The organism is Paenibacillus sp. NPDC057967, from assembly GCF_042887015.1.
Classification (GTDB): Bacteria; Bacillota; Bacilli; order Paenibacillales; family Paenibacillaceae; genus Pristimantibacillus.
Window position 1 is genome coordinate 39,841 of record NZ_JBHVQB010000005.1, and the last position, 20,952, is coordinate 60,792.

Here is a 20,952-nt window from a genome sequence, read left to right on the forward strand (position 1 = left end):
GTCACTCCGATCATGGAATATGCATCAGCTATGCATCTTTATCATCCATACGGCATAATCAACTTTTTTATACCCTCTTCTCGCAAAAAAATGATATGATATGGAAGAATTCACGCCTTTAAAGGGCAAAAGGATGATGATCTTGTCAGTATCCCCGAAAGGAAAGGTAATATTGATCGGCTTCATGGGGACCGGCAAATCCAGCGTAAGCCGGTTGCTTGCGGAGAAGCTGGAATGGAGCTGTGCCGATTCGGACGAAGAGGTGGAGCGCGCGGCAGGCCGCAGCATCTCAGACATCTTCGCTGAAGACGGAGAGCAAGCGTTCCGCGATATGGAATCCCGTGAGCTGCGCAAGCTGCTGGAGCAGCCCTCGCATGCTGTTATCGCCACTGGAGGCGGGGCTGTGCTGCGCGAGGAGAACCGCAGCGCCATGCTGAAGCATGGCTTCGTGGCCGCGTTGTCCTGCGATCCGGAGAGGATCATTGCCCGGGTGCTGCTGGACAAGTCCAGACCGCTGCTGAAGGGCGCTGTTCGCGAACGCGTCTACGGGCTCCTGGAGACGAGGAAGGGCGCTTATGATTTTGCCCACTTGACAGTCGATACGACGGAACTGTCGGTCGAAGATGTCGTTGACCGTATTGTAATGGCGTGGAAGCAACATTCCACTTTCCCATAAATCATAATGTTGAAGGAGAGCTATTGAAGATGGATGTAATCGTAACGCCGACTCCAAAGCTGCAAGGAAGAATTGAGGCCCTGTCCTCCAAAAACTATACGACACGCTACCTGCTTGTCGCCGCACTGGCGGAAGGCACGAGCACGATATATTATCCGGCTCATAGCGAGGACAGCGATGCGATGCGCCGTTGTATTCGCGATCTGGGCGCAACCGTAGAAGAAGACGATGAGAAAATTGTCATTACAGGATTTGGCCGCCATCCGAAAGCGGTCGATCAATTGGATGTTGGCAACGCCGGCGCTGTGCTGCGCTTCCTCATGGCGATTGCATCCCTATGCCCTGACGTAACCTTTATCAATCGTTACCCGGATTCCCTCGGCAAGCGTCCGCATCATGATTTGATCGAATCGCTTGGCAAGATGGGCGTTACAATTGAGCATAATGAAGGCAAGCTGCCGATTACAATCAAGGGCGGACAGCCGCGCGGGGGACATATTCAAGTGTCTGGGAATATCAGCTCCCAGTTCCTGAGCGCGCTTCTGTTCCTTACGCCGCTTCTGGACGAGGACAGCGAAATAGAAGTGTTGCATGATCTGAAGTCCAAGGTTGTAGTGGGACAGACGCTTGAAGTATTGGAGCAAGCGGGCATTGTTATACATGCCGATGAAGATTACATGCGCTTCCGTGTGCCGGGCCGTCAGAGCTATCAGGCGAAGACGTACCATGTTCAAGGGGACTACCCTGGTTCTGCTGCAATTCTGGCAGCGGCTGCCGTTACAGATTCGGATGTAATCGTGAACCGTCTGATGGAGAACAGCAAGCAAGGCGAACGAGCGGTTGTTGACGTACTGAAGATGATGGAAGTGCCGCTTACGCATGAGAACGGCGTAGTGCATGTGAAGGGCACTGGCAAGCTGAAGGCAGTGGAATTTGATGGCGACCATGCGACGGATGCGGTGCTGGCTATGGTAGCAGCAGCTGTGTTCGCCGAAGGCACATCGCGCTTCTACAATGTAGAGAACCTGCGCTACAAGGAATGCGACCGCATTACCGATTACTTGAACGAGCTGCGCAAGGCGGGAGCCAACGTGGAAGAACGCCAAAGTGAGATTATTGTACACGGGCGTCCGGAAGGCGTTGAAGGCGGCGTCGATATCAATGCGCATTACGACCATCGCGTTATTATGGCGTTGTCTATTGTCGGCTTGCGCTCGAAGAAGCCGATTCGTATCCATGACGCACATCATGTAGCCAAGTCCTACCCGATCTACTTCGATCATCTGACGGCGCTCGGCGCTCAGGTGGAATGGGTCGAGGGATCGCACTAACAGATTACCCACTTTTTTGGAGGTGCAGCCATGTCTTTTCAAAACCCGGACAGAGAGCAGATCAAAGAGATATTGAGCGGCAGCGATACGATTGCGGTTGTCGGCTTGTCCGATAATCCTGAGCGAGTATCGTATATGGTGTCAGAGGCGATGCAGGCCAAAGGCTATACGATCATTCCCGTTAATCCCAACGCGGATACAATCTTGGGCCAGAAGAGCTATGCCAAGTTAAGCGACATTCCTGTTCCTGTCGATATCGTGAACGTCTTCCGCCGCAGCGAGCATACGCCGCCGGTTGCGGAAGAGGCGGTGGCGATCGGCGCGAAGACGCTTTGGCTGCAGCTTGGCATCTTGAATGAGGAAGCGGGCGAGATTGCAGCTTCGGAAGGTTTGAACGTGATTATGGATCGCTGCATCAAGGTAGAAGATTCCATTCTTCTGCCGGGCGGAAAATCCAAAACCTGACGCTCATAATTCAGACGTGTCTACTCCACAATAAGAAAGGCTTCTGAAGTGAAGGGGAATGACCGCAGCTATAGGCGGCTTTCGCTTTGCTTTCTGAAGACTTATGGTGAAACCCAAGGAGGACACAACGTGAATCAATATTCGCAACAGCCGGCACAGTACCAAGGCGGTCAACAACAACAGTTTTCGAATGCAGGCCAAAACTTCCAACCATCTGGCTTTGTTCAGTCCCATTACCAAGGACAACTTAGCTACCCGTCGTTTGGCCGGGAATCCCAATCTATTGTAAGCCCGTCTTACAATAACGCCGGGTCCCAGCATTCGTCATATGGCTACCAGCAGCATGCTGCTCCAGCCATTCATTCCTACTCGCAGCCGGCCGTTTCGAATCACGCGTACCAATCCCATGGGCCGGTGCAAAGCCATGCAAGCTCGCCTGCTACTGCATTCGGCGACGTAGGTCCGGTTATTGCGCGCTATGGCTACCAAGCTGGTCCAGATGCACAAAACCAAAGCTTTAGCCAGCAACAATACGGCCAACAATCGTATCAACCGGCTCAATATTCGCAACAATCGTATGGCCAAGCGGGATACCAATCTCATGGACCTGTCCATTCCAACACGTCCATTAACCCGGTATACCAAGCGACGAATGCTTACGAGCAATCCGGCCCGGTTATTGCGCGATATGGTTATCAGTCCTCCAGCGCGCAATCGAATCAATACTCCCGTTAAGAATCCGTTCGTTACGGGATAGAATCATCAACGAAGGACGGGCCGAAAGGCCCGTCTTTTTATTTTGACAAATGGGGAGCGAGAGCTTAACATCGTAATAGATGTGAATGAGACAGACTAAGCATATACATGCGATTTGACGTTTTAGGAGGTTCAGAATGACATTCATAGGGAGCTTGCAGCAATTGGGCAGAGCTTTCATGCTGCCAATGATCGTGCTGCCTGGCGCGGCTGTGTTTTTAAGCTTGAGCCAGCTGCCCTGGGATTACATAGGTTTACCCGGCATGCCTGCGCATCTTCAAGCGGCGAGCGAGATCATCTTTATGTATTTGCCGTTTATCTTCGCGCTTGGCGTCGCGCTTGGTCTAACCGGCAATGCGTTAGCTGCCGGAATGGCCTCTTTGATCGGCATGATTATTTATACCGGCATTACAGGCTCTGCGGACGGGAACATTGAGCCAACGGTGATGATCGGAGCTATTATTGGCATTATATCGGGCATCAGTCATGAACGGTTCAAGGATTTAAGATTGCCTGAATATATCCAGTTTTTTGGCGGTCCGCGATTTGTTCCGCTTTTTGTCAGCTTTATCGCGTTGTTATTTTCAATTGGCATGATTAATGTAGCACCTTATCTGGAAGCCTTGCTGGTCAAGCTGGGTGATATCGTCGCATCGGGAGGCGGCTTCGGCATATTCCTTTACGGGTTTATCCACCGGATCTTAGTCGTCTTTGGCCTGCATCACTTGGTCAGCCATGTGTTCTGGTTCCAGATTGGCGGCTATGAGACAGAAGCCGGGAATATGGTGTACGGCGACTTGCCGAGATTCTTTGCCGGCGATCCTACAGCGGGAAGCTTCATGGCCGGTTTGTATCCGACGATGATGTTTGCGCTGCCGGCTATTGCATTTGCTATCATTCATGAGGCAAGGGAAGACCTCAAGCCCAAGATTCGGAAAACGTTTCTCTATGCTGCACTTGCTTCGTTCCTAACAGGCGTGACGGAGCCGGTTGAATTTGCTTTTCTTTTCGTAGCACCGTATTTGTACGTTGTGCATGCGATCCTATCCGGCATTATTATGTGGGTTACCTACGAGTTAGGCATTTTGCACGGCTTCTCCTTTTCGGCTGGAGCGATCGACTTTGTCATTAATGAACATCTCGCCACGCGGGGCTGGCTGCTGATTCCGATCGGTATCGTCGTGGGGATCGTCTATTATGTCTTGTTCCGTTGGGCGATTCGCCGCTTCCGCATTCCGACGCCTGGACGCGAGGAAGGCTCCCAGCTCGATGAGTGGGCTGGCGATATACCGTATCGCGCTCCGCTCATTCTGCAAGCGATTGGCGGCAAGCAGAACATTATACAGATGGAATCCTGTATTACCCGTCTCAGGCTGAAGGTATCCAATGAGAAGGTGCTCGATATTAACGCGCTTCGCAATCTTGGCGCGGCGGGCGTCATTCGACTGGGCGGAGGCCATGTCCAGGTCGTGTTCGGCACGTACTCCGAGCTGATTCGCGAGGAAATGATGAAGGCCATTCAGAGAGACCAGGCGCAGGTGCTGTTCCATTCGCCGATGCAGGGACGGATGATTCCGCTAGAGGAAGTGCCGGATCCGATCTTTGCCGGCAAGCTGGTAGGAGAAGGTGTCGCTTTCCTGCCGGACAAGGGCGAGCTTGTCTCACCTGTAAAGGGAACAGTCATCCATATTTATCCGACGATGCACGCGATTGGGATTAAGACAGAAGAAGGTCTGGAAGTGCTGCTGCATATCGGCATCGACACGTCCAAGCTCGCCGGGAAGTCGTACTTCCAGGCGGTCGTGAAGGAAGGCGACGAGGTGACGCCGGGGATGCTGCTGATCCGCTTTAATCTGCAGAAGGTGCGCAAGGAGAGCAAGTCTCTTGCCACGCCAATGGTCATCACCAATTCCGATCGGGTCCGCTCATGGCGCTTTGCGCCGTTCAAAGCGGTGAAGAAAGGACAGTCTTCGGTTATGTCAGTTGTGCTTAAAGAGAGCAACGGTGGAGGGGAAACGCAATGATTCAAGGAATAGGCGCCTCGTCAGGCATCGCGATCGGAAAATCGTTCGTGCTGCCGAACTGGGAGTGGGAAGTGCCGGACCAAAAGATCGATGTAGCCGACTTCGCCCGTGAGTTCGAGCGGGTATATGAAGGCATTCGGACATCGAAGCATGAGATCGAGCAGATCAAGGATGAGCTGAGGGAGGTCGTCGGCTCGGAAGAGACGAATATATTCGACGCTCATATCGCCATACTAGACGATCCGGTCTTCATGAATGAAATTCAGGGCATTATCCAGCGACAGTACAAGGCGGCCGAAGTGGCGGTGAAGGAAGCGATCGATCACTTCGTCACGATGTTCGACTTGCTGGACGACGATTACATGAAGGAGAGGGCGCTTGATATTAAGGATGTCGGCAATCGCCTTCTCAAGCATCTGCTCGGCGTACCGGAGATTGCGCTGCCGGTGGACACGCAGCCCTTCATCCTTATTGCGAAGGAGCTGTCGCCTTCCCAGCTCGCCCATATTAACCCGGATCATGTGCTTGGCATTGTGACGCTGGCAGGCAGCACGACCTCGCATTCGTCGATCATGGCCAGAGCGCTGGGCGTTCCGCTCGTGGTAGGCGTGGAACAAGGATTGACAGAACCGATTATGACTGGTCAGACCATTGTCATTGACGGCAGCGACGGCACAGTCTATATCGATCCCGTAGAGGCTGTCATCGAACGCTATAATCAACTGCATGACACGCAGAAGGAAGAGAAGAAGAAGCTTCAGCATTTCGCCACGCGTCATTCGGTGACACCCGATGGCAAAGCTTTGCGTCTGGAGGCGAATATCAGCTCCATCAAGGAGCTGGAGATTGCACTGTCGAGCGGTGCGAATGGCGTAGGGCTATTCCGAACCGAGTTTCTATATATGGACCGCAATCGTTTTCCACGGGAAGAGGAGCAGTTCGAGGTGTACCGCAGCGTCGCCGAGAAGCTGGACGGAGATCCGCTTGTTATTCGGACGCTGGATGTAGGCGGAGACAAGCAGCTGGATTATTTTGAGCTGCCAGAGGAAGACAACCCGTTCTTGGGCTACCGCGCCATTCGCATTTCGCTTGACCGCACCGATCTCTTCAAGACGCAGCTTCGTGCGATCCTTCGCGCAAGCGTATACGGGCAGGTGAAGCTGATGTATCCGCTAATCTCGTCGGTAGACGAAGTGCGCAGCGCCAATCGAATATTGAACGAAGCAAAGATGGAGCTGGAGCAGGAAGGTATTCCTTATGACAAAGGGATGAAGGTCGGCATTATGATCGAAGTGCCTGCGGCCGTCATGATCGCGGATTTGCTGGCGCAGGAGGTCGATTTCTTCAGCATCGGGACCAATGATCTCGTGCAATTCACGCTTGCGGTAGATCGTATGAATGAAGAAATTTCCCATCTGTATGAGCCTTTTCATCCGGCGCTGCTGCGGATGCTGAAGCTGACGGTGGATGCTGCGAAACGATCCGGTATTACGGTAGGCGTATGCGGCGAGTTGGCCGGGGACATGCGAGCCCTGCCGATCTGGCTGAGTCTGGATGTCGATGAGCTGAGCATGTCGGCCCATTCGATCCTGCATGTGAAGGAGCGGCTTCTCGGGACGAAGCAGGAGGAGAGCAAAGGATTACTGGATCAGCTGCAGCTGTGCCGCACGAGCTCGGAAGTTATCGCTATGCTGGAGGCTTTCAAGCGCGAGCCGAAAGAAAAAACAGCGAATGGTTAACCCATTCGCTGTTCCAATGCGTCCACGAACGCTTTCGCATAAGGCGGAAGGTCCGGCGGACGGCGCGCGGAGATGAGATTGCCGTCGACGACCACCGGCTCATCATGCCAGGTCGCGCCTGCATTCTCCATATCGTCGCGTATGCCGGGAGTGGACGTCACCTGGCGGCCCTCCAGGATTTTGGCGGAGATGAGCACCCAGCCGGCATGGCAGATTTGCCCGATCGGCTTGTTCGCCGCATTCAGCTCCTGAACGAGCGACAACACTTTAGGATATCGTCTCAGCTTGTCCGGCGCCCAGCCGCCCGGCACGAGAAGACCAATGATTTCCTCGCTGTTCACTTCGTCAAATGCCAGATCGGCAACGGCCGGTACGCCGTATTTGCCAATATGGGTTTTTCCCTTCTCTGGACCGGCATATAAGACGGTAGCTCCGGCTTCGCGTACGCGGTAGACGGGATACCATAGCTCCAAATCCTCGAATTCATCGTCTAGCAGGCAGATAACCGTTTGGTTCTGCAAGGACATGAGATCCCCTCCCTCTCCATGAAATGGTTACATTCATATTGTAGCGAAGGAGTATATATGAATCAAATGAGTTATAAAAAAAAGCTATTGTCAGGGCGCCGGCTTATCCGGTTCATACCCGCCGTGCTTTGGATGGCTGTCATATTTACGCTGTCGTCCCGAACGGGTGATCAAGTGGGAACGGTGCTGCCGTTTTTTCAGAAGCTATTTCCCAATATGACGGATTTTAATTGGGGACATTTTGTCAGTTATTTTATTCTTGCAGCCACTTTTGATTATGGCTTCGGCGTACGCTCAGATAAGCTGTTGATGAAGATTGCCATTGTGCTGTTATGCGGCTTGTATGGTGTGACCGACGAGTACCATCAGTTGTTTGTAGATGGAAGAATGATGGATATCATGGATGTGCGCAATGATATGATCGGGGCAGCCATATGGACGATTTTGGTGTCGATTCCGGTCATTCGCCGAATGTGGCGGCGCATAGCGGCTTGACCGCCTTTCATGACTTTTAGTAGTAAAAATTACATAGCCGTATAAGCAGGAGTTTTGCCAAAAAAGGTCGAATATTTTACTCACTCTCAGTAGGAATACGATTAGGTAAGATAGCGGTTCTGCCGCTATGAGAAGGAGCTGACCATCTTGCGTAAGACATGCCATTGCGGTGAGACGATGACGATGAAGCTGCGCACCGTCATCTATTCAGGAAAGGTTGAGATCGACAATGTGCCGATCTTCTCTTGCACGACCTGCAGCAGAAGCGAAGTGATTCCGGAGGTAAAGCCGGATTTGACCGGATTGATTGCCCAGCTCGGGGCTGAGCCAAATAAAGGCACGTTCCTGTTTAACGAATGCAATGAATGGGCAGATTTGTTAGTGGAAGCCAAAGCGAACAAGCAGCAGCCAGAGTTGCATGAAGTTGAGGCGCTGATCGAGCAGCGGGTGAATATGCTTCTTGATCTGCACTTGCTGGCACAGTCGCTCGAGGATGAGGCGTGGATTGCCGACATCAATAAGCGGCTTCAGCAAATAAGCAGAAGAAGGCTTCATACATAACGTCCTGCGCTCTATAGCGAATTATTTCGCTTGTACGGCTCTGATAATAAGGCTTCCGTGACGGCATGACCTTCATGCGTTTATTGACGCGGCGGGACATGGGCTTCAACATTCGCACATTCGGATGGCGCCCGCTCTGGCGTACATTGCGAAAAGTAATATTTTGTCGTATCATTACTCTAATATGTGGCGTACGAAAAAATAAAATTCTGAGCAAATGGAGAGAGAATCCGTGACGGTAACCATTTATGATGTAGCAAGAGAAGCAGGTGTGTCGATGGCTACGGTATCCCGGGTCGTGAACAATAACCCGAACGTTAAGCCAGCGACGAGAAAGAAAGTGTACGAAGCCATTGAACGTCTGGGCTATCGACCAAATGCGGTAGCTCGCGGACTTGCGAGCAAAAAAACAACGACGGTAGGCGTAGTCATACCGGATATTTCCAATGCGATTTTTGCCGAAGTGGCACGCGGAATTGAAGATATCGCGAATATGTATCATTATAATATTATTTTGTGCAACGCCGACAAGAAGAAGGATAAAGAAATCCGCGTAATCAATACGCTTCTGGAGAAGCAAGTCGACGGCCTGTTGTTCATGGGCGGCGCAGTTACGGATGACCACTTGCAAGCGTTCAAGACAGCGAACGTTCCAATTGTGCTGTGCGCGACAAGTGACGACAACAACCAAATTCCTTCCGTGGACATCAACCATGAAGAGGCGGCTTATGATGCTGTCATGAAATTGGTATCCCAGGGACATAAGCGCATTGCCATGATTAGCGGCACGCTGCAGGACCCTTCGAATGGCTATGCGAGATTCCAAGGCTACAAGCGCGCGCTGGAGGAATCGGGCATTACATACGATGATACTTTGGTTCGCATCGGCAATTACCGGTATGAGTCCGGCGCTGAAGCGATGAAATATTTTATCGATCTGGCGGAACGCCCGACAGCCGTATTCTCCGCTACGGACGAAATGGCGATTGGCGCGATTCATTGCATTCAAGATTCCGGCTTGCAGGTGCCTGCGGAATTTTCCATTATTAGCGTAGACAACAGCCGCATGGCGTCCATGGTTCGTCCGCAGCTTACTGCTGTCGCTCAGCCGATGTATGATATCGGGGCGGTATCCATGCGTCTGCTTACGAAGCTTATGAAGAAGGAAAATGTCGAACAATCCAAGGTTACACTGCCGCATGAGATTGTAAATCGTCAATCGGTAGGGGGAATATAATAAACAATGGCTATATCGAAAATCGGCATCATCGGCGCAATGGCGGAGGAGATCGAGCTTCTTCACCAGCATGTCGCCGTCGCTTCGGAATTTACGAAAGCGGGCATCACGTATTATGAAGGCACCCTGCACGGAAAGCAGGTTATCTATTGCAAGTCGGGCGTTGGCAAAGTGAATGCCGCGGTTTGTACTCAAATTTTGCTGGATGCGGGCGCAGATTGCGTTCTATTCACGGGCGTGGCGGGAGCGCTGGACCCTAAGCTGGATATCGGCGATATCGTCGTATCGGAGAGCTGTATTCAGCATGACATGGATTGTTCGCCGCTGGGCTTTGCCAAAGGCGTCATTCCGTTCCATCCGCGCTCTGAATTCGCAGCGGACAAGCAGCTTGTCGAGCTAGCGTATGCAGCAAGCGAGAAGCTGTTCCCGGGTCGCAGCCTGAAGGGCAAAGTTCTGTCCGGCGACCAATTTATCGCCAGCCGCGAAGCGGTGGAGGCGCTGCATCAGACGATGCAAGGCGCTTGCGCCGAGATGGAAGGGGCCTCCGTCGCTCAAGTATGCGACATGCACGGCGTTCCTTATGTTGTGATCCGCTCCATGTCGGACAAGGCTGACGGCTCCGCACATGTCAACTTTGCGGAATTCACGGTGAAAGCCTCGACGAATTCACATCAGATCATCGACGAGATGGTCAAACATATCTAAGCACTTATAGGGCCGCTTCGCCATCGCAAACGATGGTGGAGCGGCTTTTTTATGCGGTTGATTGAGCCGGGCTGAGAAAAGGCTTGACCAAAATACATTGGAATAAATTAAATTTAATTAGCGATGCAAGGTATCGCTATACTCACTTAATGCTTCAACAGGCAAATTAGCGTTGCAGGGCATCACTAAATTCACAAAACACGACAAATCGGCCGAATAGCGTTGCAAGGCACCGCTAAATTCACATAACTCATCAAATCGGCTAAATAACGTTGCGAGGCACACTAAATCCACAAACCCCCTCAAAACGGCAAAACAACGTTTCGTAGCACCAATACATTCACAGACGCGACAAATTATCATGCTCCCGATTAGAAGCACCGCTAGTTCCTTATCGCACCAACCAGCTATTGTTATACTCCTTACTCGCACCCTTACTGCAAAATAGCTATCAGCCAGAGCGTTGTGCGCTGGCCGATAGCTATTCGGGTTGCTTACCGTTATAGAGCAAATGACGTTCCTATGATACCTACATTCACATAATTCCTACAACATGTTATAAATCCTGTATCACAATCGACTGCGTATTGCGGTTCTGCTCGTTAATGATGTCGCGGCGCGGGATCGGCGGGATGGCGGAGCTGTCGTCCTGCCAGTCGTCTGGCAGCGGGACGGGACTTTTATCCCTCCAACGCTCCAGCCAGGGAGCCGGCAGCGCCTTTACTTCATGCGCCCGGATGGCTGCAGCCAGCGGATGATCCGTCATCTCCAGCCATACTTGGGCCCATGCCCGTGGAACGACGCGCCATATATCGTAGCCGCCACCGCCAAGTGCGATCCAGCGGCCTTCTGTATACGTGTGTGCCAATTCATGCAGAATAGCGGGAATCTCCTGATAGATGCGCATGCTGCAGTGGATATGCGACAGCGGGTCGTACGCATGGGCGTCACAGCCGTGCTGGCTTAGAATCACATCAGGCTTGAATGCCTCAATCACCTTTCGGATCGTCACATTAAAGCTCTCCAGCCACGATTCATCTTCGGTGAACGGCTCCAGCGGCACATTAAAACATGTGCCAAAACCTTTGTCTACACCTTTCTCGTACGCATATCCGGTACCGGGAAACAGGTATTTGCCGGTCTCGTGAATCGAATACGTACACACATCGGGATCATCGTAGAAAGACCACTGGACGCCGTCTCCATGATGGACATCCGTATCGATGTAGAGAACGCGGGCGTTATACTTGTTGCGAATATGCGTGATGGCAATCGCAGCGTCATTGTACACACAGAAGCCCGAGGCGCGGTCTGGGAACGCGTGATGCAATCCCCCGGCAAGATGGAAGGCGTGCAAGGTACGACCGCTCATAACGGCTTCTGCGGCTTCTACAGAGCCTGTTACGATCGCGCAGGCCGCTTTGTGCAGTCCGGGAAAAAAAGGCGTGTCCTCCGTTTGCAGTCCGAATTGCTCGGCAAGCACCGCTTTGCTGCGGGGATCATCTTCCGTATCCAACATTTTGACGGCTTGCACATAATCGTGGCGGTGCACGAGCTTAAGCATATTATCATCAATTAGATAATCAGGCCGTATGATCTGTTCGTTCGTAAGCGCTTGCGTTTCCTTCAGCAGATCGATCGTTAACGCTTGACGGATCGGATCGAAGGGATGGTCATCATGAAATTTATAGCCGGATGAATCGGGATGATGAATGAATACAGCGTTTGATACCATTCTGAGCTCATTTCCTTTCCCTGCAAAATGTACGGCTTAATACATGAATCGATTGCGAAACCGGACTCGGTCGAACTTCTCGATGGAGCTGAGCGGCACTTCTTTGCCGATACGGACCATGAGGCAGTTCGCGGGATGCGAGCAAATCTCCGGATCATCGGTGGCATACCAGATCATGTCTGCTGATTTCATTAAGTTTTCCATCATGGTGCGGTAATCCCATACGTTCAGGCCTGTGCCCTCGAGATCCCAGTGCCAGTAATATTCCGTTGTGTATACAATCATATTTTCCAGCTGTTCCTCGGCAAAAGCCATGTTGATCAGACGCTTGCCCAGCCCGTAGGACCGGTAATCATTGGCGACCTCAATCGCCCCAAGCTCGACCAGATCTTCCATGCCGCCTTCGGACCAGCGCTCGAGCTCATCCGGGTAGTGGAACGTTACATATCCGACAATCAAGTCGCCCTCGCGGGCCAAAATAATACGCCCTTCCTCCAATCCGGCAATTTCCACGAGCGCTTCATGCTGGTCCTTCGGTCTGCGGAAGGCATCCAGCGACTGATGCATCGTGTATGTGGCCAGGCGATCGGGAGGGACAGGCCCCTCAATAATCAGCTCGTGGTTGTCACGGGTCGTAATCATGTCTCTCTGCAGCCGCTTTCGGTGCTCCATTCAGTGGTCCCCTTTCATTTCAACTGTCGCGAGAAAACTGATTATTTCTTCCTCCAAATTGATTATTTCCTACTATTGTTTATAACAAACAATCAAGAAAATGAAAAGCGTAGTCGAAAGGAAAGGTGTTGTGGTATAATGATAGAGGATTTTTGAAAGCGCATACCTATACAATGTTTTACAGATTTGATGGGAGAGTGATAGAATGATCAACTTGCATCAAGAGCGTGTACCGGCAACAGCGACGAACCCGAATTTGAAAAATTACGAAGAAGCGGCAGCAACCTTCCAATGGGAGCAAATCGAGAAGCAGTTCAGCTGGCATGAGACGGGAAAGGTGAACATGGCTTATGAAGCGATTGATCGCCATCTCGAGCTTGGTAGAGGCAATAAAGTAGCGCTTTACTACAGCGACAGCGAACGCGATGAATCGTATACATTCGAGCAGCTGAGCAAACAATCCAACCGTTTCGCCAATCTCCTTCGCAAGCTTGGAGTCGGCAAGGGAGAGCGAGTCTTCATCTTCATGCCGCGTACGCCTGAACTGTATTTCAGCGTTCTGGGGACCCTGAAGGTTGGCGGGGTAGTAGGACCGTTGTTCGAAGCCTTTATGGAGACGGCGGTCAAGGACCGGCTGCAGGACAGCGAAGCGGTCGCAATCGTGACGACACCTGCGCTTCTTCATCGCATTAAGCGAGATGAGCTGCCTGGTCTGAAGCATATTATCGTCTACGGCGACGATATCCCTGCTGAAGAAGGAATTGTAAACTTCAAAGAAGAGATCAGCAAGATGTCTGACGAAGCCGAGATTGAATGGCTGGATCGTGAAGACGGGCTGATTCTGCATTATACATCCGGATCCACGGGCAAGCCAAAAGGCGTGTTCCACGTGCAAAACGCGATGGTCCAACACAAATATACAGGTCAAGTTGTTCTGGATCTGAAGGACGACGACATCTACTGGTGTACGGCTGACCCGGGTTGGGTAACGGGTACGTCTTACGGTATATTCGCTCCATGGCTGAATGGCGCGACGAATGTCATTCGCGGCGGACGCTTCAGCCCTAGCGACTGGTACAGTGTCATTCAGAAATATAAAGTTACCGTATGGTACAGCGCACCAACGGCATTCCGTATGCTGATGGGAGCGGGCGACGATCTGTCGAAGCAATTCGACTTGTCCAGCCTGCGCCATGTGCTCAGCGTTGGCGAGCCGCTGAACCCTGAGGTTGTGCGTTGGGGCATGAAGGTCTACAATCAGCGTATTCATGATACATGGTGGATGACAGAGACGGGCGGACAGCTGATCTGCAATTATCCGAGCATGGACATTAAGCCGGGCTCCATGGGCAAGCCGCTGCCTGGCGTTCAAGCGGCGATTATCGACGACAGCGGCAATGAAGTTCCGCCGTACCGCATGGGCAATCTGGCTGTGCGCGTGCCTTGGCCGTCCATGATGCGCAAGATTTATAACAACCCATCGAAGTACGAAGAGTATTTCCGCCTCGAGGGCTGGTATGTATCCGGCGACTCCGCTTATATGGACGAGGATGGCTACTTCTGGTTCCAAGGCCGTATCGACGATGTCATTAACACGGCAGGCGAGCGCGTAGGTCCATTCGAGGTCGAGAGCAAGCTTGTTGAGCATCCGGCGGTTGCGGAAGCTGGCGTTATCGGCAAGCCTGATCCGATGCGCGGCGAGATTATTAAAGCATTTATCGCACTTCGTGAAGGCTTCGAGCCAACAGAAGAGCTGAAGAAGGAAATTTCCCAGTTCGTGAAGGTAGGCCTCTCCGCACATGCTGCGCCAAGAGAGATCGAATTCAAGGATAAGCTGCCGAAGACGCGCAGCGGCAAGATCATGAGAAGGGTATTGAAGGCATGGGAGCTTAACCTGCCGACTGGCGACCTCTCCACAATCGAGGATTAATAAGCAATTCATATCGAAGCCTCTAGGTCTATTCGTAGATCTAGAGGCTTCTTCTTTATTTGTTCACATACCGTCAGCCGAAACACAGCAGGGAAGAAACAAGTGAAGAATAGAAGAGAGCAGTCATCGAAAAACGCCAAACCTAAAAGCAGCGCCCCCAGAAGGAGGCGCTGCTTTGTTGACATATGCTAGGGGTACGATACCGCCGATGTGTTATTGCCCAACCGTTACTCTTGCTGATGGCGACGATACGCCCGAGCTATTCTCAGCCGTGATCTGATAGCTGCCGCTGGACAGAGGCGCCAGATGCTCGAAGCTGGTCTGAGAAGTGGTTCCCAGCTTGACGTAATTGCCGTCGCTGCCGGCACTGTAATAGATATGGTAGAGCGTAACTTGATCCGACACCGGGTTGGAAGCCCAGCTCAGCAGGATGCTGAGATCGGAGCTCTCCGCCGTTAATCCGGTAGGTGCGGAAGGCGCTGTGCCTGTCTCGCTGCCGTTATTGCCGTTGTTTCCATTATTGCTGCCATTATTCTCGCCGCCAGGTATACCCGGTACCCCCGGAATTTCAGGCAATTCCGGCAAGATGGAGCCATAATTCAGAATGGCGCTTGGAGCGGATTCCTTGCCAACGACATCGACGGCTACGACATAATACGTTGCCGCTTCTTTGTCCGAAGCCTTAAAGCTGAACTTGGTTTCGTCTCCAAGAAGGATGGATGTACCGAATTTCGCATAATCGCTTTGATTCGTTGAGCGGTACAGCCTGTAGCCGACTACGTCAGGCGACTTGCTGGCCGAGAATGTGATTGTAATGTCTCCTGCGCCTGAAGAGCTAAGCTTCGCATCGCCCGGCGTCTGTGGCGCAGCGCCGTCATCTGCACGCGGATCGGTTTTGGAAGGCGCGTCATTCTGCGCGTCCATAGGGACATAGACTTCAAGCGGCCTTCTGTTTTTGGCAGGCAGCTTGGATTGCGCTTCCTTGATTTCGTCCATCAGCACATCAAGCGGTTTCTTGCGCTTGATAACGACTTTTTCCTTCAGCATGTCGTCAGGCGTCAGCTCGTTAGGGACATAGTTAATTCCTTCATACGTAATGTATTTCATGCTGACGAGCGCATCGTCTGCTTTCTTCGGCAAATATTGTTTGTTGAACCAATCAGTTACGAGCAATCCCGCTGACTTGGTCAATCCCGTCGGCAACAGGCCGCTTGCCTTGGATACGGTCGCTTTCACGACGCCATCCGGCTTCGCGAAGCTGTCTGTTACGAATAGCTCCGGCTTCTGTTCCGTCAGCTTATTCATAATAAGCGTCCAGATGGAGCGGGCGCGGGTCTGGCCATTATTGGAGAGGGAATTAATCTGCTCCTCATAACCCGCCCATACACCAAGCGTGACGTCAGGCGTGAAGCCCATGAACCATACGTCGCCATAGCTTTGGGTGGAGCCGGTTTTGCCGGCTACCGGAATCTTGCCGTATTGCTTGAATTGCTTCGATACCTGATGGCCGGAGCCGGAAGGATCGGATATAACCGTCTTCAGCATGTCAGTCATAAGGAAGGCCGTTTGCTCCGAGAAGACACGTTTCGGCTGTTCTTTGTGCTCAAAGATCATTTTGCCGTTCGCATCCGTAATTTTTTCAATCATGTAAGCGTCCTGGAAGACGCCCTGATTCGGGATAGAGCCGTAAGCGTTCGTCAACTCTTCCACAGAGACGCCAATGCGCAGACCGCCGATAACGCCCGTCTGGGAATAAGCATCCTCAGGCTGCAGCGTAGTAATGCCAAGCGATCTTACAAATTCCCATGCTTTTTCAATCGTGACATCTTCGTTAAAAATCTTAAGCGCTGGAAGGTTAAGCGAGCGGTTAAGCGCATCGCGTGCCGTCACAAGTCCTCTGAACTTGTTCGTTACGTTCATCGGGATATGGAAGCCCTTCTGGCCGTCCTTCATTACGATCGGCGCATCGTCGATAATGCTTGCCGGCTGAATGATGCCTGCGTCAATCGCGGGCAAATAAGCGGCTAGCGTCTTCATCGTGGAGCCCGGCTGACGAATCATTTGCGTCGCAAAGTTCATCTGCTCCTCGTAGAAGTCGCGACCCTCCAGCATCCCGATAATGGCGCCTGTTTTGTGATCCAGCATGACGCCTGCGATCTGCTCGATGCCTTTCTTCTCGCTGTATGGCGTGAAGTTGTCTTCATTGCTGGCAATCTCGCGCATTATGGTATAGACATCTTTATCGATCGTCGTGTAGACGTGATAGCCGCCGCGCAGCAGCTGCTCCCGCGCTTCCTCGATCAGACCGGCGTTCTCCTTCTTGCGAAGGTCGGCTTTGGTCAGTGTCGGATCGCTCTGCATAAGCAGTACTTCCGCCGCTTGACGCTCTGCTTCAAGCATCAGGTACGGATAGGTCGTATACGCCTTTTCGCTTGGCGGAGCGACAGAAGAGCGGATATCGAATTTGAGCGCTTCTTCATACTGCTGCTGATTCAGCCTTCCAGTTTCCATCATACGCTTCAGAACGAGCTGCTGGCGCTTCACGGCACGCTCGAATCCGGCTTCATTGAACTTGCCTGAGCCGGTGAAGGCGGTGTAGAGTGAAGGCAGCTGCGGTAGGCCTGCCAGGTAAGCGGATTGGGCCGTATTAAGCTTGGACAGGTCGGTAATGCCGAATATGCCCTTGGCTGCGGCTTTGATGCCGAATACTTGATAACCATTGGATCCATTGCCGAACGGCATTTTGTTCAGATAAGCTGCCAGAATTTCTTTTTTCGTCAGATAACGCTCCATGCGCAGCGACAGGAAGATCTCCTTGATTTTGCGGCTGTCGGTCTTATCCAGGCTAAGGAACACCCGGCGCGCAAGCTGCTGTGTCAGCGTACTGCCGCCGGTTTGCGTATCTTCATTAAAGAGCTTCTGTTTGACCGCGCGGCCGAGGCCGTTAATATCAACGCCGTCATGCTCGAAGAAGTTGTTGTCTTCTGTAGACAGCAGGGCGTCAATGACGGATTGCGGAATTTCGTCGTATGTAATGACGATCCGGTCCTCGTCGGTCCGCAGCTGTCCCACCAAGGAGTCATCGTTGAAGTATACATAGCCGGTCATGGAATATTCGCCAACCTTATCCTGGATGACGCTTTGCGGCCTGATTTCTTCATCCTTAACCAGAGCGGCCACGTAGCCTGTCATGACGCCGCCTGCCAGCAAGCCAAAAATTATGCCAAAATAAACAATCCATTTTACAGTAATGAATGATACCAATCCGAATAATCGCCATCTGCTGTAAGGTGCCTTCGGCGATGGTTGACGATCTTCTTGCATGCTTATAACTCCTCCTCCAAAATAGCATTACCATTATAGCACAAAACCCATTATGGTACATGCCTCGTGCCTGGATATTCCATTTCTGTCCATATGACAACTCGATGACGCTGCGCTAATTCAGCTTGGAGTGCAGCAAACAGCAGAGGGTGCTAAAGCAAGGACTGTAATTTATTCTTCATCTATAGACGAAGAAACAGGGGGAAAAGTTTTGTTAGGCTATTGCATGAAATGAAATTGTCGTTATGAAAGCAGGCTTAAAGCAATGTTTACGTAGTTTTCGCGGAACAGAGTCATTGATGCAGCTGTTGATATTCGAATCACGCTGCTGACCAGTTGTGAACATTGCCGCGGCCTGACAGATACGAATAAGAGTCTTGCCGCATTTATCGTTCAAGTGTACCATGGAGAAGGGCGACCCGCCGCCGCAACATACATCGTACAAGGGCGTTCAGAACGGATGCCATGCGATTCCACAGCGCGATAAACAAGCCTTTTTCAAGTAAATGGAAGAAGGGGCCGTATTCATCGCATCATTAGTGAATTATGTGTTGTCGTTTTTACTTAATTTTAGAAACTATTTTACAACTAAAACGTAATAAATAACGGAAGCGATAACAGGTTATGCCTTTTGAGAGAGGAGGAGGAAAATGGAGACGATCTATATGGCATGTCTCATCGGCGGTATTCTTTACGCGCTCGTCAGCGTTATATTCGGGGATTGGCTGAGCCAGGCGATGGACGGAGTGCTTGACTTCCTGTCGCTAGACGGTCCGTCCATATTCCAGCCTATGACGCTTGTAGGCGGCATTACGATCTTCGGAGGAGCCGGGCTGCTGCTGGAGAGATACAGCGGGCTTGGTATATGGGTTATTGCGCTGATTGCTCTGCTCATCGCCATTGTAGGCGCAATCGCCGTTTTCTTCCTATATGTGAAGCCGATGGAGAACAGCGAGAACTCGATTGCGTTCACGATTGGCTCGCTTGCCGGATCTCGAGGCGAAGTACTCGTTCCGATTCCGGAGAACGGTTACGGAGAGGTGCTGGTTAAGGTAGGGGCGGGCAATACGAATCAGATCGCCGCCAGTTATGACAAGAAGCCGATTGCCGGCGGAGCGCAAGTCGTTGTGATTGACGTCAGGGAAGGCGTATTGTATGTGTCGGAGCTGAACCTGTCGATCTAATAAAACCTTAGAAGAGAGAGGAGAAAGTGAATGGAACAGTACTTAACAATTCCTATTATTGTAGTTGGGGTTCTGGTCGTCCTTGGCCTCGCATTCTGGGCGCGCTACAAGACCGTAAGCCCGGATGAGGCGATGCTGGTAACAGGGTCATTCCTCGGGACCAAAAATGCCCTTGTAGACGAGTCCGGCCGCAAGGTGAAGATTATTCGAGGCGGAGGCGCATTTATCCTTCCAATCTTCCAGAAAGCAGAGTTCCTGTCGTTACTGTCGCATAAGCTGGACGTATCGACACCGGAGGTCTATACGGAGCAAGGTGTTCCCGTTATGGCTGACGGCGTTGCGATTATCAAGATCGGCGGCGCGATTGAAGACGTAGCGACGGCTGCCGAGCAGTTCCTGGGCAAGCCGACGGAAGCGCTGAAGGGTGAAGCTCAAGAGGTTCTGGAGGGTCACCTGCGGGCGATTCTGGGCTCCATGACCGTAGAAGAAGTGTATCGTAACCGCGACAAGTTTGCTCAAGAGGTGCAAGGAGTAGCGGCGAAGGACCTTAAGAAGATGGGACTGCAGATTGTCTCCTTTACGATCAAGGATCTGCGCGACAAGCATGGTTATCTGGATGCGCTGGGCAAGCCGCGTATTGCAGCGGTTAAGCGTGACGCAGAGATTGCCGAAGCGGAAGCGGTGCGGGATGCCCGTATCCAGAAGGCGCTTGCGTCTGAAGCGGGTCAGAAAGCGGAGCTGCTGCGCGACACGAATATCGCGGAAGCCGAGAAGGATAAGGAGATGAAGGTCGCTTCCTTTAAGCGCGACCAAGATACGGCGAAAGCGGAAGCAGACCAGGCGTATTCCATTCAGGAAGCGCGCGCGAAGCAAAGCGTAGTCGAGGAGCAAATGAAGGTCGAGCTCGTCCGGAAGGAAAGAGAGATCGATCTGGAGGGAAAAGAGATTCTTCGCCGCGAGAAGCAATACGATGCGGAAGTGAAGAAGAAAGCGGACGCCGATCGTTATGCCGTCGAGCAAGCGGCAGAAGCGAACAAAGCGAAGCAATTGCGTGAAGCGGATGCCATGCAGTACCGAATCGAAGCGGAAGCGAAAGCGCAAGCGGCTCAGAAGCGTCTGGACGGTCTGGCGGAAGCCGAGGCTGAACGCGCCAAAGGTACAGCAGAAGCCGAAGTTATCCGTCTGCGCGGTCTGGCAGAAGCGGAAGCGAAGGAAAAGCTGGCCGATGCGTTTGCGAAGTTCGGCGAAGCCGCCGTTCTCGATATTATCGTCAAGATGCTGCCAGAGCTGGCGGGCAAAGTGGCGGAGCCGATCAGCTCCATCGACAAGCTGACAGTAGTCGATACAGGCAATGGCGAAGGCGCAGCGCGGCTTAGCAACTATGTGACGTCGCTGATGTCAACAGCGCCAGAGATGCTTAAGAGTGTATCCGGCATCGACGTGAATCAGCTGATTCAAGGTCTGACCTCCAAGGCGATTGCGCCGAAAGCGGTGCTTACGGCTCCAGCTCCAGCGGCAGCTAGCAAGCCTGCTGCACAGGTGCCGATCAAGCCGGTAGATCCGACTGAATAATAGCTCCAAGAAGAAAAGG

Annotated in this window: 17 protein-coding genes; 13 read left to right on the top strand and 4 right to left on the bottom strand. The window is 52.1% G+C overall.

The annotated features are described in order from the left end of the window. The first annotated feature begins 142 nt into the window (after window positions 1-142). From ACFVSO_RS13750 to ptsP, 6 genes are all read left to right on the top strand, one after another. Window positions 143-676, top strand: a complete 534-nt coding sequence (locus tag ACFVSO_RS13750) for a shikimate kinase (RefSeq protein WP_387474385.1) — start codon at window positions 143-145, stop codon at window positions 674-676. A 29-nt stretch (window positions 677-705) separates the two neighbouring features. Next, window positions 706-2,007: a 3-phosphoshikimate 1-carboxyvinyltransferase gene (aroA, locus tag ACFVSO_RS13755; RefSeq protein WP_387474387.1), complete on the top strand. Its 1,302-nt coding sequence runs from the start codon at window positions 706-708 to the stop codon at window positions 2,005-2,007. Between the two features lie 30 nt (window positions 2,008-2,037). Next, on the top strand, window positions 2,038-2,472 hold the full coding sequence (locus tag ACFVSO_RS13760) for a CoA-binding protein (RefSeq protein WP_387474389.1): 435 nt from the start codon (window positions 2,038-2,040) through the stop codon (window positions 2,470-2,472). Between the two features lie 129 nt (window positions 2,473-2,601). Next, entirely contained in the window at window positions 2,602-3,207 is a 606-nt protein-coding gene (locus ACFVSO_RS13765; RefSeq protein WP_387474391.1) for a hypothetical protein, read from the top strand. Between the two features lie 158 nt (window positions 3,208-3,365). After that, on the top strand, window positions 3,366-5,252 hold the full coding sequence (locus ACFVSO_RS13770; protein WP_387474393.1) for a glucose PTS transporter subunit IIA: 1,887 nt from the start codon (window positions 3,366-3,368) through the stop codon (window positions 5,250-5,252). Next, a complete protein-coding gene (gene ptsP, locus ACFVSO_RS13775) occupies window positions 5,249-6,991 on the top strand; it encodes a phosphoenolpyruvate--protein phosphotransferase (protein ID WP_387474395.1) in 1,743 nt (580 codons plus the stop codon). The genes ACFVSO_RS13770 and ptsP overlap by 4 nt, the downstream gene beginning before the upstream one ends. On the opposite strand, the gene ACFVSO_RS13780 is transcribed toward ptsP, so the two are convergent. Further along, window positions 6,988-7,518, bottom strand: a complete 531-nt coding sequence (locus tag ACFVSO_RS13780) for a type 1 glutamine amidotransferase domain-containing protein (protein ID WP_387474397.1) — start codon at window positions 7,516-7,518, stop codon at window positions 6,988-6,990. The genes ptsP and ACFVSO_RS13780 overlap by 4 nt on opposite strands. Before the next feature lie 66 nt (window positions 7,519-7,584). Between ACFVSO_RS13780 and ACFVSO_RS13785 the strand changes: the two genes are divergently transcribed. From ACFVSO_RS13785 to ACFVSO_RS13800, 4 genes are all read left to right on the top strand, one after another. Continuing rightward, entirely contained in the window at window positions 7,585-8,013 is a 429-nt protein-coding gene (locus ACFVSO_RS13785) for a VanZ family protein (protein ID WP_387474399.1), read from the top strand. A gap of 147 nt (window positions 8,014-8,160) precedes the next feature. Continuing rightward, window positions 8,161-8,574 (top strand): hypothetical protein, encoded by a 414-nt coding sequence (locus tag ACFVSO_RS13790; protein ID WP_387474401.1) that lies wholly within the window; start codon window positions 8,161-8,163, stop codon window positions 8,572-8,574. A 232-nt stretch (window positions 8,575-8,806) separates the two neighbouring features. Beyond that, the gene (gene ccpA / locus ACFVSO_RS13795) at window positions 8,807-9,811 is read left to right on the top strand and encodes a catabolite control protein A (protein WP_387474403.1); all 1,005 of its coding nucleotides are present in this window, start codon (window positions 8,807-8,809) and stop codon (window positions 9,809-9,811) included. A gap of 6 nt (window positions 9,812-9,817) precedes the next feature. After that, window positions 9,818-10,516: a 5'-methylthioadenosine/adenosylhomocysteine nucleosidase gene (locus ACFVSO_RS13800; protein ID WP_387474405.1), complete on the top strand. Its 699-nt coding sequence runs from the start codon at window positions 9,818-9,820 to the stop codon at window positions 10,514-10,516. 556 nt (window positions 10,517-11,072) lie between these two features. Here the strand turns inward: ACFVSO_RS13800 and ACFVSO_RS13805 are convergent. Next, window positions 11,073-12,251: an acetoin utilization protein AcuC gene (locus ACFVSO_RS13805; RefSeq protein WP_387474407.1), complete on the bottom strand. Its 1,179-nt coding sequence runs from the start codon at window positions 12,249-12,251 to the stop codon at window positions 11,073-11,075. A gap of 36 nt (window positions 12,252-12,287) precedes the next feature. Continuing rightward, the gene (locus tag ACFVSO_RS13810; protein WP_387474409.1) at window positions 12,288-12,923 is read right to left on the bottom strand and encodes a GNAT family N-acetyltransferase; all 636 of its coding nucleotides are present in this window, start codon (window positions 12,921-12,923) and stop codon (window positions 12,288-12,290) included. Window positions 12,924-13,128: 205 nt separating this feature from the next. On the opposite strand from ACFVSO_RS13810, the gene acsA reads away from it, so the two are divergent. Beyond that, window positions 13,129-14,853 carry an acetate--CoA ligase gene (gene acsA / locus ACFVSO_RS13815; RefSeq protein ID WP_387474411.1) on the top strand — a complete coding sequence of 575 codons (1,725 nt, stop codon included), beginning with the start codon at window positions 13,129-13,131 and terminating at the stop codon, window positions 14,851-14,853. A gap of 213 nt (window positions 14,854-15,066) precedes the next feature. Here acsA and ACFVSO_RS13820 read toward each other — a convergent pair whose 3' ends face one another. Further along, on the bottom strand, window positions 15,067-18,177 hold the full coding sequence (locus tag ACFVSO_RS13820; RefSeq protein WP_387474413.1) for a transglycosylase domain-containing protein: 3,111 nt from the start codon (window positions 18,175-18,177) through the stop codon (window positions 15,067-15,069). A gap of 650 nt (window positions 18,178-18,827) precedes the next feature. On the opposite strand from ACFVSO_RS13820, the gene ACFVSO_RS13825 reads away from it, so the two are divergent. Beyond that, window positions 18,828-19,361: an NfeD family membrane protein gene (locus tag ACFVSO_RS13825; RefSeq protein ID WP_387474415.1), complete on the top strand. Its 534-nt coding sequence runs from the start codon at window positions 18,828-18,830 to the stop codon at window positions 19,359-19,361. Window positions 19,362-19,391: 30 nt separating this feature from the next. After that, entirely contained in the window at window positions 19,392-20,933 is a 1,542-nt protein-coding gene (locus ACFVSO_RS13830; protein ID WP_387474417.1) for a flotillin lipid rafts scaffold protein FloT, read from the top strand. The last annotated feature ends 19 nt before the right edge of the window (window positions 20,934-20,952 follow it).